A 14,692-nucleotide genomic window follows, 5' to 3' on the forward strand; every position below is an offset into this window, starting at 1 on the left:
GTTGGTACCGGTGTTCCAGGAACGCCACATCAACACAAACCCAGTACCAACTCACCGCTCTTGGCATATTGGGGGTGCTGAATGCAGTTCGTAACGGCGTATCCGCTGTGGCTCCAATGATGATTCAAGCCGTGTAGGAAATCATGTGGCTTAGTCGAAACCCCAATTGTCAGTAGATAATAGTAGCTGCACCAGACACTGTGAGTGCGCTCAACGTTCGTCGCGCTAAGAAGTTTCCGTTTCAGGATTGATCTATTGAAACTCCTATTATCTGAAAGTATATCTTCCTGATCGTAGATGTATTAGAATTTGGCCTTATTGACAAGGTCAGAGGGCCCTCCAGCTAACGAGATCGTAGGAAAGTAAAGATATGGCAGCAGACGTGGTTTTTAACGACGAGTTTTCCGATTATGAGGGGTATTTAGGGCCGAAGTACTTAGAAGAGAGCCACGGTATTTATGTGGAGCAGCTTTTATCTATTCTTGCGGACCAACGATGCCGAAATATTGCTTTAACTGGAGCTTACGGGACAGGCAAGAGTAGTGTGATCCGAGGGCTTGAGGCTGCATTAACGGTTAACCGTGACGCTACCGAAAAAAAGATCTGGACGTTTCTTCATGGTCGGCGCAGAGAGAGGAAGGCCAGCAAAGTTCTTTCTAGCAGGAAAAAAATAGCTAAGAGCGTCGAAGGTTTGAGGGAGGGTATTGACGACTGTCGAAAGAAGAAACCTTTATTGACAGGGAGCAAGGAAAATACTCAGGCGAATCCTACAGCGGACTTTTCAAAAAAGTTAAGTGAACTTGAAAGCAACGTAAGAATGCTTGATACAAGCGTCGAGGAGCTACTGACGGAAGAGAGTTACCAATCCGGCAGGGCGATGAAAATTCCACCTAGGGATTGGTTGCCCCAAAAACCCATTTTGGTTTCGTTAGCACCCTTTGACCTTGAAAATTTAGGAGATAATGAAGAATTAGAAAATCGCCTACAGCGGGAGATAGTTAAACAGCTAATCTTCCGGGAGGATCCATTACGAATGGAAAAATCTAGCTTGCGCCAGATACCTGTAATTCCATGGTGGCGTAAGCGATTGAATAATCTGTTTTTTGCCTTCTTAGCTCTCGGCCTATTCCTTTTGATCGGTCAGTATGAAACTATCTCTAATTGGATCGTGACTGGCAATAAGCCTGAAGGGGACGGTTTCCAGGTTACGTCATTCCTTGGATTAGGGTTTAGCTTCTTTCTGATTTTTTTCCTCCTTGGACACGTGATATTGGAGCGACCACGCATAAAAGGTGTTTCCGCAGGGCCTGCTCAGCTTGAACTCGATGATGGAGAACATTCTTATTTTGATAAATACCTAACCGAGCTGATTTATTATTTCCAAGTCTCTGAAACGGATCTCGTTATATTCGAAGATTTGGACCGTTTCAAAAACCCTGGAATATTTGAAGCGCTCAAGGAACTTAACCAGCAGCTGAATTTTGCTTTAAACGGCGAAGCGAAAAAAAGAATCAATAAGGGCAAAGATACCGTCATTCGGTTTATCTATGCAGTACGTGATTCGATATTTGCAGATTCGCACGAAAGTTGTGAATCCAGTTCTCCTGTCGGCGAAAACGACACTGAGAGAACGGGAGTAGCGGAAAGTGAGGGCGGTACTTCCTCTGCTAACAAGTCCGGCCGGCCATTTATGGGAGTCAGTAAGAGAATGACTGCTAGCTATATGAGCTCGGAAGCAGCGAGGAGCAGAACAAAGTTTTTTGATGCGATTGTTCCTGTTGTGCCATTTTCAAGTAAGAGGAATGCAGTTGATCTTCTTACAAATTTGATTACAATTAGCGATACTGGTTTAAAAGATAACCCTTTGTGGATTGAGCATAGTCAAGTAATCCAAATTATTGCTGCGCATGCTGTGGATTATAGGGTGATGCGTGACATTACTATTGAATTTCGAGTATTCGAAGAGGTCATTTCGCAGCAAAGCGCACTCGGTAAATCGAGAATTTCCACCTTGAGGGATAGAGAGCGGCTATTGGCAATGGTGGCTTATAAGGTTTTCGAACTTGAGGACTTTGAGAAAATTGCCTACGGCACAAGTAAACTGGATTCCTTGTTCTCGCAAATTAACCTCGAGTTTCTGGAGATCCAACAACGAATCGCCAAGAGAGTAGCCGAGGTGAACGAAGAAAAGCAAAATCTAGGTATAACCAAGGAACGCGCCAAAGAGCTTGATCGTAAACTGTGTATGCAGCTTGCCATTTTTGAGGACATTCCCGACCCAGAAATTATTTACCAGGGCAGACTGTCTATAGGTAATGAGCACTTCGACGCTGGAGATGCGGGGTTTCAGGAATTCTGGATCAAAATTCTAGGGGAAAATTTTCTCCATTTAAGTGATATTACTTGGATGCCACAAACTAGTAGTGCATATGGCCAAGTAAACCAAGAGAAAGTCTCCAAAGGTACGATTGCGCAGATTCTGAGAAGCGCACAATTGTCCCGGAACCAGGTTCGTGAATGGAAAAGGCGTCATCAATTCGATGCTTTATTATTAGCAAAGTTAGCTCGAATAATCAGAGATGGGAGTCTTTCAGAATTCCTCTATAAATCGGAAACTCAAATCGAAAACGATGTTGTTTCCGAGGGGAGAAAGAAAGTGCTAGAGATAGTTAAAGGTGGCGTGAGTACGGAAATTGCTTATCAGCTTATCTTGTCTGGTTATATTGACCAGGAATTTCGTTTTTATACTTCTACTTTAAATGAAAGCTATCAAACGGTAGAAGCGTTGGTATTTATGACAATGAATGTAGAAAGGTGTGTACCGCGTCCGAATTTTGAGCTAGGTGAGGAGGCGTTAGAAGAAGTAACACGCCGGTTGATCAGTGATTTTACGGGACGAAATTGGGCTGGTGCCTTAAATTCTGATCTCCTTGTTTACTTGGCCTCCTTCCAAGAGAGTAGTTATGAAAAAAGATACAAGTACCTGCGGCGTTCAATTCTGGAAGCTGCCAAGACTTTGCCAGACACCAGAGGTGCGGTGAACAGTGTGATTGCCGGTATCTTTAAGGAAGGTATAAAGGGGGCCAAATCCAACCCTGGAAAAGATGAAGATATCAGGGAGCTGCTTTTCTCTGAAATTTATAGAAGTTTTCCAGACGTACTCAACGATGATTTGTTCTCGCAGCTTTGGGGGACGACAAAATTTGAGGTATGCGATTATCTGTTAAAGTCTGTTAGGTTGACACATCTGTTTATATCTGATAGGCTCCGGGAGCTAATATCAAGGAGTGGCAACAAATTGAGAGTCCTTCGGGAAGGATCCAATCCGGAGCAGGCTGTCCGAGCTGTTGGGGAGTTAAACCATAATGATATTATGATGAGGAGTCTGGCGGGCTTGAGTCGAGTGGTCACGAAAGAGCTCCTCAATCTAGGTAATGTTCAGATCACCGTGCCTGCCCTAGAGGAAATTGCAGCATTCCTGGGAGATCAGCCTACGCTGGTGAACCTGGAGAGTTGGCCTGGTTTTTTTGAGCAGGTAATTAAGGAGCGGAGGCGTTACGCCTATTTTCTGTCGCGTGAGCGGATTCCGTCAATTGCAGAAGGTGAAAAGTACTTCCCGGCTGTGCATAATAAGGTGGTCTCCTATATTGCAGCTGAGTTAGGCCGGGAGACTCAACAAACGGATCGGTTGACTGCCGAATTATCAATTCTGCTTGAGCAAGCAGCTGACGGAGTAGTTGCTGAGAGTTTAAAAGGGATAGACGAGAGAAGTTATCCTGCTCTCGCTTTGAATGAGCGAATTTCTCCAACCATACCGAATATACTGCGCTACGTTTCAAGTAATAAAGGAAAAATGGACTTGACTGTGCAGAATTTGTTGACTGAACGTAAGTTGATCACGAAAAATGCGACTTACGCCGAAGTAGTCAAGCTAAGAGATATGGTTGAAACGAGTGAAGACTGGGCGGGTAATGATGAAGGTTGTAAACAGCTCATAGAGTATCTCGACTCTGTTTGTAAGGAAAAGAGTGAGAACAAGGAGGACGAGTTTATCAAGGCAGATGAGGAAATCGAGAGGTTGATAAATTTTGGGGGAGAATAAGACTTGAGTTGAGGGGGAATGGGGTCATATCAAGCCCTACGCACCCCCTTTCCGGTGCCATTTATCAGCAACGTGGCCCCACAACACACGCTACCGCCTACTGCCTGCTTTGAAGCTAAGAGCGCCAATGCAGTGAAAACCAGGAAGCGAATCATGCCACTTAAAGTGACATTTCCTCCTATCGTAACGGTTAGCTTGAATTCAGTACGTGAGAGACTGCGAAATAGGGGTTGTTGGTACCGGTTGTCTGCGTAGTTGGTACTGGGGGTGTGCGTAGTCGGTACTGGGTGGGTTTTTCCTTCATTGTTGTTAGTGGCGGCGTCATGTTCTTGTGGCGTCGTGGCTAGTTTCAACATGGAAGGGGTTGGTCTTTGTGGCTAACTTCAAAGAGATTATGGCGATGTGTCTTGATGGTGCGTCGTATTCTCGGATTACTACTGTTCTTGGCTGTTCGCGGCGTGATGTGTCGCGGGTGAAGGCCATTATCGCGGAGGAGTCGATCACGGCTGAGTCGTTTCGTTTGCTGCCTCCGGGTTGGTTTGTTTCCAGGTTTTCCGATGGGCGCAGTAACCGGCGTCAGGCGTATGACCAGCCAGATTTCAAAGCTCTGGCACAGCGTCTGAAGAACAATCGGCACCTGACAAGGAATCAATTGTGGATGGATTACTTGGCGGCCGAGTCTGCGGATGGGGAGGTGAAGTACCAGTATTCGCAGTTTTGTGCGGGGTTGCGTGACTATCTGCGGGTTAATGACCTGGATGGGGTGGTTGAACATGAACCAGGCCAGGAACTGTATGTGGATTGGGCAGGCGATAAGGTCCCGATCGTTGATGCTGCAACCGGCGAGGTGGGGATGAAAGCGTCGTTGTTTGTGGCGGTGTGCCCGTATTCCGGGTTGATGTTTGTTACTGCGAAGGCTAACGAGAAGATGCCAGCGTGGTTGGAGTGCCATGTTCAAGCCTTGGAGTATTTAGGGAAAGTGCCATCTGTTGTGGTGCCGGATAATGCACCAACAGCGACGTATCGCCCGAAGAAGCATTCCACGTATCGTTTGGTGCTGCCCAAGTATCAGGAATTGGCTGATTACTACCAGATGACAATCGTGCCGACACGGCCTGCCCGCCCGAAGGATAAGGCAGCTGTTGAGCGTGCTGTGCAGATTGCCTACACCAAGATCATGGGCTATTTCGATGGGTGACGTTTTACAGTCTGGATGATCTTAATGAGGAGATCGCTATCCGGCTGGAGGACATCAACAGTGGTCTTACCCGCCCGGATGGCTCAACCCGCCGTGAGAGGTTCGATGAGGAAGAAGCACCGGTGATGCGGGATCTTCCCGCAACCGCGTTTACTGATGTGGTGTGGAAACACCCCAAGGTGGATCGTAACTGGCATGTCATGTGCGACTACCAGTACTATTCGGTTCCTTTTACGCTGGTCGGTAAACGACTTACTGCACGGATCACTCCAGGGCTGGTGACCTTGTTTGACGGGGAGCATATCGTCGCGGAACATGTGCGGCTTACAGGTTTTAAATACCGGTATTCAACCGATCCTGCCCACGGGCCTGCCGATGGGGACACCAGCCATAATGTGCTTACCCGGGATGAGCTTATCTCCTGGGCATCCTCGTTCGGGCCGGCAACGCTTACCGTTGTCACAATGATTATTGACAGGAATCAAGCAGCCACTCCCAAAGGGTTGTTCCAGGTACGCAATATTCTTGCCAAGCTGGGCAAAAAGCACGGTAAAACAACCCTTGAACCGGCCTGCCGTGAAGCTTTAAACAAAAAGCTTGTCCCCACCATGACGGTATTGCAGCGACTGCAAACAACGATCGCCCATGAGATGAAAAACGGCCACACCCCGCACCGCAGCGGTTGTGATGTGGCACGCACACCACAGTCCACACCGGTGGACATAACGCAGTTCAGTGCCAATGACGTGTTCATCCGACCGATCGAACACTACGCAGACGACGGTGACACCGGCCTTGTAAACGATGTGTTCCCATACGGCACACACACAAGCCAGGAAGGAGGAAACCTGCAATGACACGCTTTGAGGTCGACGAAACAACACGTCAAAAAATGCGCACCCTACGCGTATCAACCTTTGCTGACGTCTTCTTTTCCATTGTCACTGATGAAGCACACACCGATGCGCTTGCAGAGGATATCTTCCTAGCCGCAGTAGATGAGGCCTTCGCGCAACGCACCGCGAGAAACATCGACAAAGCGATCACACAAGCAAAATTTCGCTACCCAGATGCCACCCTCCACGAAGTTATCCACCCAGATCAACGTGGCATCAACATGCGGCAATTGAAAAGGCTGGCAGCAACCAACTGGCGGGAAAACCCCACCAACATTCATATCCTCGCCCCCACAGGAACAGGAAAAACCTACATTGCCTGTGCCCTAGGCATTGCCGCCTGCCAAAGTGGGTTCAGTGTCGCGTACTACCGGCTTGACCAGCTTGTAGATGAACTAGCGGTCTTCCTGCCGACAGACCAAGGCTATATCGACAAAATGAGAAAACTGTGCAACATCGATGTGCTTATCATCGATGACTTCCTCACCATCGGAATAGACCAACGCGGACAAGAAGACCTAACCCGCATCGTATTCGAAAGAGACGGGCGTCTGCCCATCATCGTCTCCTCACAATCGACCGCCGCATACTGGCGAGAAACCCTCCCCAACCCAGTCGGCGCAGACTCGCTAGTAAGCAGACTCAACAATGGTCAACGCATCAAAATTGGCCAATACGATATGAGAAGACACCTCAACACCCAAAACGCCGAAAACTAACCCACCCCTGGCCCCTGCCTCACACTGGCAGGGGCCAGTACCAACAACGCACAACCCCCCAGTACCACATCAACACAAACCCAGTACCAACTCACCGCTCTTGGCAAGAGACGAGGAAGTGAACCAGGGTTCCTCAGATTGATGACGCGCGAGATCCCAGCGCCTGCTAAATTTGATTAGGTATCAATGTGCGTGCGTAGGAAGGCGAACTCATGGCGCATTTGAGCTTAAAATCGATTGAAAAGCGGGTTGCTTCTGTTGCAGGTCAGGTCGAATACGACAGTAACTTTATCTTCAGTCTACTGTTGGCTTTTGGGCGTTCAAAAGGCAATGTCACCCGATTGCGCAATGGAAGCATCAACGTGGCGCAGGATCCCGAGCATGAGGTTGCGCAAAAGAACATTGTGTATTTCCGCGAGACAGATGGAGACCTGCTGGAAGAACTCGAACAGCTGCGACTCGCTCCCCACGTGGTGAAGTATAGCCCGCGTTTCGTAATTGTTACAGATTTTGAAGATCTGGTAGCGGTAGATACTAAGACAATGGAAAACCGTACTTTCCCGTTGCGCGAGATCGATCAGCATTTTACATTCTTCTTGCCGTGGGCAGGTATGGAGAAAACTCAGTACACATCCGAAGCTCATGCAGATGTAAAGGCCGCAGAGCGCATGGGAAAACTATTCGATGCCCTTGCTGAAGCTAACCAGACTGTCATGAAGTCGAAGGAAGCTCGTCATGGATTAAATGTGTTTTTCACTCGCCTGTTGTTTTGCTATTTTGCTGAGGATACGGGCATTTTCAAGGATAATCAGTTTACGAATGCGGTGGCATCCCACACGCTTAGCGACGGTTCCGATACCGATGAGTTCTTGAAAGATTTATTCCAGGCCTTGGATACTGCGCAGCCGGAAGATAAACCAGCTCACCTAGCCGACTTCCCTTATGTAAATGGTCGACTATTCCGAGCAGATGCCCATCTAACTGTCCCTAGATTTACGGATAAATCTCGTAAATTGCTGATTGATCTGGGTACATTGAAGTGGCAGGATATCAACCCGGATATTTTTGGTTCGATGTTCCAGGCGATTGTGGAGCCTGGTCAGCGCTCGAACCTGGGGCAGCATTACACATCTGTGCCGAATATCCTAAAAACTATTGAGCCGTTGTTTCTCGATGAGCTCAAAGAGGAGTTTGAAGCCTCATACGACAAACCGAAGCGGTTAGAGAAACTCCTGGACCGAATCGCAAAAATTAAGGTGTTTGATCCTGCTTGCGGTTCAGGAAACTTCCTGGTTATCGCGTACAAAGAGTTGCGTCGCTTAGAGCATGCTATTCTGCAGCGCCAGACGGAATTGTCGAATGCGCCTACGCTGTTCGATAAGTCTCGGATTAATATTGAGAACTTTTACGGCATAGAGATTGACGATTTTGCGGTTGAGGTCGCAATCCTATCACTGTGGATCGCAAAGCATCAGATGAACCGGGAGTTTGAGCGTCAATTCCGTGTAGCCATCCCGCTGATTCCTTTGAAGGAAACAGGGAAAATCTGGGTAGGTAACGCGACCCGTATCCAGTGGGAGAGCGTATGTCCAAATAATGGAAAAGAGGAAATTTACCTGATTGGTAATCCCCCATACTCTGGAGCAAAAAAACAAACCGAGGAACAGAAGGAAGACTACAATTTTGTTTTCGGTCAGCGCTCATTTAATAAGAACCTCGATTACATAGCTTTGTGGTTTGTTAAGGGGGCTGACTATATTGCCGGCACGCAGGCTCGTTTAGCGTTTGTTTCAACCAACTCGGTGGTGCAGGGGGAGCATGTTGGCTTGATGTTCCCGATGATTCTTGATGTAGGTGTGGAAATTGGTTTCGCATATACCTCATTCAAGTGGGAAAACAACGCAGCCAAAAATGCGGGCGTGACGGTGGTAGTGATTAGCTTGCGGAACCTATCTGACGACCCGAAGTATTTATACGTGGATGGTCTTCGCCAAGAGGTGAGCAATGTTAACGGCTATCTGTCTGATGCTCGAAATTTGTTCATCAAACGACGAACCGGCAGTCCTCTAAGTAAAGCCTTACCGAAGATGGTGTTTGGTAGTATGCGACGTGGGTCACTAGACCTGTCAGTTGCAGAAGCTGATCAACTGTTGAAAGAGTCACCCGAAGCGGAAGTATTCATTAAACAATATGCCGGCGCGGATGAATATATTAAGGGAAAAATGAGATATTGCCTTTGGATCGAAGATAGCCAGCGGTCTAAAGCAGAATCGATCCCGGGTATTGCAAGGAAGCTAAGGAAAGTTTCTTCAGAGCGTGCTTCTAGTAAAGCTCCAAGCACGGCAAAGTATGCCAACCAACCGCATAGGTTCGTACAGATAGCCTACAAACCCACAGATTCAATCATTGTTCCTCGGGTTTCTTCGGAAAGACGCGAATATATCCCAATGGGTTACCTGGGCCCAAATACGGTTATTTCAGACGCTGCTTTTGCGGTATATGACGCCGAGCCTTGGCTATTTGGGCTGCTCACTTCACGGATGCACATGGTGTGGATGAGAGCTGTTGGCGGAAAATTTAAGACGGACTACAGATATTCCAACACTATTGTGTACAACAACTTTCCTGTTCCAGAGTTAACTCCTGAGCAAAAGGAAAAACTTACTGAAACTGCACTGCGAGTTCTCGATGTTCGTGAGTATTACTGTGAGCGCACGATGGAGCAGCTTTATGACTCTGAGAAAATGCCTTCGATCTTACGTCAGGCGCATGAGGAAAATGATTTACTGGTCGATTCGCTATATTCGAAACGAAAATATGAAACAGATGAGGCGCGTTTGTCTGACCTGTTTGCTTTGCATGAGGAAATGATTGAGATGGACCATGCGATGAAGCTGGGAAAGCGTAAACGCAAGGCAGCAAAGAAGTAGGAGACAATTTAGTGAGCGAATCGAAGTACACGACTAGTATCAACGTCGAATACCAACAGCGCGGTACATCGGTTTCTACCAATGATTTGGGGATGCGCGAGATGCAAGCCCGGGCGTATGAGAAGCGCAATTCACGGTATCTCCTGCTGAAGGCACCGCCAGCTTCTGGTAAATCCCGTGCGCTGATGTTTATTGCTCTGGATAAGTTGTTTAATCAGGGTCGTAAGAAAGTGATAGTAGCGGTGCCGGAGCGCTCCATCGGTGGCTCCTTCGCACCCACTGATTTGCGTAGTCATGGTTTTTTCGCAGATTGGGATATCAAACCGGAGAACAACCTTTGCGGAGCCGGGAGCTCTACGAGCAAAGTAGAGGCGTTTATTCGCTTTCTTGAGAGCAAGGACTCGACTTTAGTCTGCACACATGCGACGCTACGCTACGCGTTTGACAAACTTACTCCAGATGCGTTTAACGGTGCAGTGCTTGCTATTGATGAGTTCCACCATGTTTCCGCTGATCTTGACAATAACCGCCTTGGTAAATTGCTGCGCGAAGTCATGTCTGGTTCCGATGCCCATATCATCGCTATGACCGGATCGTACTTCCGTGGGGATACGGTTCCCGTGTTGACACCTGAGGATGAAGCGAAATTCACATCGGTTACTTTTAACTATTATGACCAGCTCAATGGTTACAAATACTTAAAGTCTTTAGGGATCGGGCACCACTTTTACCAGGGGCGTTACACCGACGCTATCGGGGAAGTGTTAGATCTGGATAAAAAGACCATAATTCACATTCCAAATGTGAATTCGGGTGAATCCACTAAAGACAAGATTGAGGAAGTAGGTCTCATTCTTGAAATTATCGGTGATGTCATCGGAGAGGATCCTGAAACTGGAATCATTCTGGTGAAACGCCATGACACTGGAGAAGTGCTGCGTGTCGCTGATTTAGTCGACGATACTGATTTGAATAAACGTTCGCGTACTTTGATGTATTTGACGGATAAGGCATCGAAGGAGCGTGACGCTGTCGACATCGTTATTGCTCTGGGTATGGCAAAGGAAGGTTTTGACTGGCCCTTTGCTGAGCATGCGTTGACTGTTGGATATCGTGCGTCGATGACGGAAGTTATCCAGATTATTGGGCGTGTAACCCGTGATTGTGAGGGTAAGACGCACGCGCAGTTCACGAACTTGCTTGCAGAGCCTGATGCTAGCCGTGATGACGTGACTGTTTCAGTTAATAATTTCTTGAAGGCGATTACGGCTTCTTTGTTGATGGAGCAGGTGCTTGCGCAGAACTTTGATTTTAAGGCGAAACGGAGCGATGACGACAAGGGTGAAGGCAACACCGTCAAAATTAAGGGATTCAAGGAGCCGTCGACTGATCGTGTCCGGCAGATCGTGGAGAATGACCTTAATGATTTAAAAACCGTTGTTCTTCAGGATCCGATTTTTGCTCGTGCGGCAATCGGAAAGATGGATCCACAAAACACAAATAAGGTAATCATCCCCAAGATTATCCGTGAGCAGTACCCAGATTTAAGTGAGGAGGAAGTCGAAGAGGTTCGCCAACGGGTGGTTGTTGACTCCGTGATCAAGAGCGGTCAAGTAAAAGAGGTTGGGGATAAACGCTTCGTAAAAATGGCAAACCAGTTCATCAATATCGATGAACTGAACATCAATCTGATTGACAGTATTAACCCCTTCCAGCGGGCCTTTGAGATTATGTCGAAGTCTGTCACTCCGAGTGTGCTTTCTCTGATTGCTGATGCAATTGATGCCAACAGGATTTCTATGAGCGATGAGGAAGCGTTGGCCATGTTCGATCAGATCAAGAACTGGGTGAAGGCGAACGGTAAAGAACCGGATAGGAAGTCGGAAGACACGGAAGAGCGCACCTTGGGCGAAGCACTGTTAGTGCTTCGTAAAGCTGCGCGAGAGCGTAGAGCACAACAGGAGGTCGCATCCAATGGCAACTGATGATTTTTTAGCGAAGCTTGATGAGATTCTTGAGTCAGACGATGCCACTCTCTTGGAAATGCCGGAGAAGCCCGTAGCGCCGTCCGACAAGGATCGGTTGAAGAGGGCCTTTCAGGAGGTTGTGGATTTTTACGAACGTGAAGGTCGTGAACCTGACCCTGATACCTACGATGTTGCGGAGCGTAAGCTCGGCGCCCGACTGGTTGGGATCCGTGCGAGTAAGCACAAGATTGATGTGCTGAAAGAATTGGACACAATTGGGCTATTGAGTGACTCGTCATCACCGTCCACAGTTGACGATCTTTTGGATTCAGAACTGATTGGTTTTCTTGGCGGCGAAGAAGCCCTTTTCGACACTTCGACTTTACCCAAACGCGATTCTCCGTCAGGCGAAGTTGAGCGTGCGTTGCGTGAGAAGTGTGATGACTTTGAGAAGTATGAACATCTGTTTAAAGAAAAACATTTGCAGCTTGCTTCAGGGGAGTTTGCGTTAACAGAATATCGCGGACTGCGAACCATCAAGCCCGGAACCTTCTTTGTCCTCGGAGGTGTTATTGCATTTATCGCGGAGGTAGGAAAGTCGGAGACCGTAAACCTGAAGCTCAAGGATGAAAAGAAACAGAGACTCCGCGTTATTTTTGAAAACGGAACTGAATCAGCTATGTACCGTCAGTCGTTAGCTGTGCGTATGCGTGAGAAAAATGGTTTAGCAGTAACGCGTACGGGGTTTGCCGCAGATGAGTTCGGCGATGCGGATACCGAAACAGGTCATCTGTATGTGCTGCGTTCGTTGAGCCAACATCCGGACATTAAGAGCCTAGATAACCTTTATAAAATCGGTTTTTCTACTATTCCGGTAGAGCAGCGGATTAGAGGAGCTGAAAAGAGTGCTACATATTTAATGGCACCTGTTGAGGTGGTGGCCACCTACCGCCTTTACAACGTACGGCCTTCAGCGCTTGAACACCTTGTACATAAACTCTTTTCACGAGTGCGCTTGGATGCGTCGATAGTCGATATCGCCGGGGGTGATTCGGTCGCGGCTACTGAATGGTTCTTGGTACCACTTGAGCTGATTGATCAAGCGGTGGAGCTGATTGGTAATGGTGATATCGTGAATTACACATATGACCCCGCTTCGCAGCAGTTGACTAAAGTTCGTTGACAGGTTGCTTGATGGCGGTATAAATCAATCGAAATCTTGGAGTTAAATGCAGAACTATTCAAAGTGACAAGGAATCTAGAGCTGTGTTGTCCCACTAGTTTTTGGACACGGAGTCCAATGACTTTTTGGACATGGAGTCTAAGAGGTTTGTGGACATTGTGTCTTAATGGTTTTTGGACACTTTTTGTGTGCAATGGCTAGATGAGTATTTCACTTTCTTTGCGTAAACGGATCGCGTCTTTCGATCCGGTTCGCGATGGTAAAACTGTCCGCCAGTTTTGTCGGGAGGCTGGTTGTTCCCGGCAGACCTACTACAACATCAAGAAACGGGTGAAGGAGCGTGGGGAGGCTGGGATTATCCCTGACTCCACGGCTCCTCACACTCCGCACACTACATTCGATGATGATGACCATAGGCTCATCCTTGAGACACGTGAACGGCTGAAGAAGTTCGGGGCTGACTATGGTCCCTGGTCGATCTACTACGCGTTGATGGATTGTCGATTCGGGGTAGTTGGTACCGTGTGTCCGCGTAGTTGGTGTAAAGTGTCAGCACCTCGTGCACGGTGAGTGTCATCAGGTTGTGCACACTGGTTGTCAGGAGGTTGTGCACACTGTGTCCTATGGGTGTGTGCACAGTCCTGCGTGTTTTAGTGGAGTAGTTCGTCTGGGCTAATGGTGACGAAACGTTGTTGGGCTTTTTCGCGTTTGATACGCCATTGTTTGGGTGGATCCTTCATCCACACGCCTTTGATGTTGTAGGAGTTGATGAACGCCTTCGCTCTGCGATAGCGACCACAGGAAGCGGGATCGACAAAACAAGTTCACCGTCTTCGACATCCCAAAAGCCAAGTTCGCTTTCTGTGACTGTTCGATGGAAACTTCTGTTTCTCATCGATCGGGGAACAGCAATACGCATCCCTTGGAAAAACACCATCTGATTAGCTTCAGTGACAGTCACTGTATCGAAACCGTTGTCATCTGTATCAACAACACTGGGACGCGAATAGCCTGTGACTCCACCGTTTCGTTTCGGACGTGGTGGTTTTTCATCCTGGCGGATAAGCCCCGAGGTGAGGTAAGCGTTACGGCGTTGAAGCACGTAGTTTTCTGCTTTCTGCTTTAGCACCTCCAGTGGGATCGGGTCTTTTGGTGGCACAGCCCCAACAAGATGCCACGCTGTGGCCGGAGTGACACACTCTGGAAGGCCCTGGTGTGGGCGCCGGTTATTGTATTGATCTCGATACTCCTCGATCAGCACCCCGCACTGCTTCAGTGTTGTTGGTTTGTGTGCCTCTAAGAATCTAAACAGCGTGCGGTGTGAACGCTCGTCTTTACCTTGGGTTTGCGGGTTGCGTGGCCTGCCGGAAATACTCACACACCCAACCGATGCCAGGTAGGCTTCCAAGGGGCCAACAACACCGTTGCGCAGTTGGTTAAAAGCAGCCCCATTATCACTGAGCAGTTCATGCGGGGCGCCGAAGGTAGCAATGGCCTTGCGCACGGCATCTGTGGCATCTGTGGAGTTCTCGTGTGCCGCATAGACGCAGGTGCCGACATCGAAGCGGGTGGCATCATCGATGATTTGATAGATGGTTGCCAAGAGCGGTGAGTTGGTACTGGGTTTGTGTTGATGTGGTACTGGGGGGTTGTGCGTTGTTGGTACTGGCCCCTGCCAGTGTGAGGCAGGGGCCAGG

Annotated in this window: 9 protein-coding genes; 8 read left to right on the plus strand and 1 reads right to left on the minus strand. The window is 48.2% G+C overall.

Annotated elements, in window-relative coordinates; genetic code table 11:
• Positions 1-370 precede the first annotated feature (370 nt).
• The 8 genes from CGLUCO_RS00415 (at position 371) to CGLUCO_RS00450 (ending at position 13,565) form a co-directional block, all read left to right on the plus strand.
• A complete protein-coding gene (locus CGLUCO_RS00415) occupies positions 371-4,102 on the plus strand; it encodes a YobI family P-loop NTPase (RefSeq protein ID WP_084036440.1) in 3,732 nt (1,243 codons plus the stop codon).
• Between the two features lie 373 nt (positions 4,103-4,475).
• Positions 4,476-5,300 carry a DDE-type integrase/transposase/recombinase gene (locus tag CGLUCO_RS00420; protein WP_232621920.1) on the plus strand — a complete coding sequence of 275 codons (825 nt, stop codon included), beginning with the start codon at positions 4,476-4,478 and terminating at the stop codon, positions 5,298-5,300.
• A complete protein-coding gene (locus CGLUCO_RS00425) occupies positions 5,297-6,157 on the plus strand; it encodes a Mu transposase domain-containing protein (protein ID WP_232621921.1) in 861 nt (286 codons plus the stop codon). The genes CGLUCO_RS00420 and CGLUCO_RS00425 overlap by 4 nt, the downstream gene beginning before the upstream one ends.
• Positions 6,154-6,915 carry an ATP-binding protein gene (locus tag CGLUCO_RS00430; RefSeq protein WP_198481449.1) on the plus strand — a complete coding sequence of 254 codons (762 nt, stop codon included), beginning with the start codon at positions 6,154-6,156 and terminating at the stop codon, positions 6,913-6,915. Before CGLUCO_RS00425 ends, CGLUCO_RS00430 begins: the two co-directional genes overlap by 4 nt.
• A gap of 212 nt (positions 6,916-7,127) precedes the next feature.
• A complete protein-coding gene (locus CGLUCO_RS00435; RefSeq protein WP_084036575.1) occupies positions 7,128-9,845 on the plus strand; it encodes a DNA methyltransferase in 2,718 nt (905 codons plus the stop codon).
• 11 nt (positions 9,846-9,856) lie between these two features.
• The gene (locus tag CGLUCO_RS00440; protein WP_084036574.1) at positions 9,857-11,830 is read left to right on the plus strand and encodes a DEAD/DEAH box helicase; all 1,974 of its coding nucleotides are present in this window, start codon (positions 9,857-9,859) and stop codon (positions 11,828-11,830) included.
• A complete protein-coding gene (locus tag CGLUCO_RS00445) occupies positions 11,820-12,995 on the plus strand; it encodes a GIY-YIG nuclease family protein (RefSeq protein ID WP_084036573.1) in 1,176 nt (391 codons plus the stop codon). The genes CGLUCO_RS00440 and CGLUCO_RS00445 overlap by 11 nt, the downstream gene beginning before the upstream one ends.
• 201 nt (positions 12,996-13,196) lie before the next feature.
• Complete coding sequence (locus CGLUCO_RS00450; protein WP_143336913.1) at positions 13,197-13,565, plus strand: helix-turn-helix domain-containing protein; 369 nt, start codon at positions 13,197-13,199, stop codon at positions 13,563-13,565.
• A 166-nt stretch (positions 13,566-13,731) separates the two neighbouring features.
• On the opposite strand, the gene CGLUCO_RS00455 is transcribed toward CGLUCO_RS00450, so the two are convergent.
• The gene (locus CGLUCO_RS00455) at positions 13,732-14,598 is read right to left on the minus strand and encodes an integrase core domain-containing protein (protein ID WP_221389526.1); all 867 of its coding nucleotides are present in this window, start codon (positions 14,596-14,598) and stop codon (positions 13,732-13,734) included.
• Positions 14,599-14,692: the final 94 nt, after the last annotated feature.

The sequence above is a fragment of the Corynebacterium glucuronolyticum DSM 44120 genome, assembly GCF_030440595.1.
Taxonomy (GTDB): domain Bacteria; phylum Actinomycetota; class Actinomycetes; order Mycobacteriales; family Mycobacteriaceae; genus Corynebacterium; species Corynebacterium glucuronolyticum.

Coding starts and splice junctions, on each gene's coding strand:
- CGLUCO_RS00435 (WP_084036575.1), top strand. CDS start 7,128: ATGGCGCATTTGAGCTTAAAATCGATTGAAAAGCGGGTTGCTTCTGTT.
- CGLUCO_RS00415 (WP_084036440.1), top strand. CDS start 371: ATGGCAGCAGACGTGGTTTTTAACGACGAGTTTTCCGATTATGAGGGG.
- CGLUCO_RS00430 (WP_198481449.1), top strand. CDS start 6,154: ATGACACGCTTTGAGGTCGACGAAACAACACGTCAAAAAATGCGCACC.
- CGLUCO_RS00445 (WP_084036573.1), top strand. CDS start 11,820: ATGGCAACTGATGATTTTTTAGCGAAGCTTGATGAGATTCTTGAGTCA.
- CGLUCO_RS00450 (WP_143336913.1), top strand. CDS start 13,197: ATGAGTATTTCACTTTCTTTGCGTAAACGGATCGCGTCTTTCGATCCG.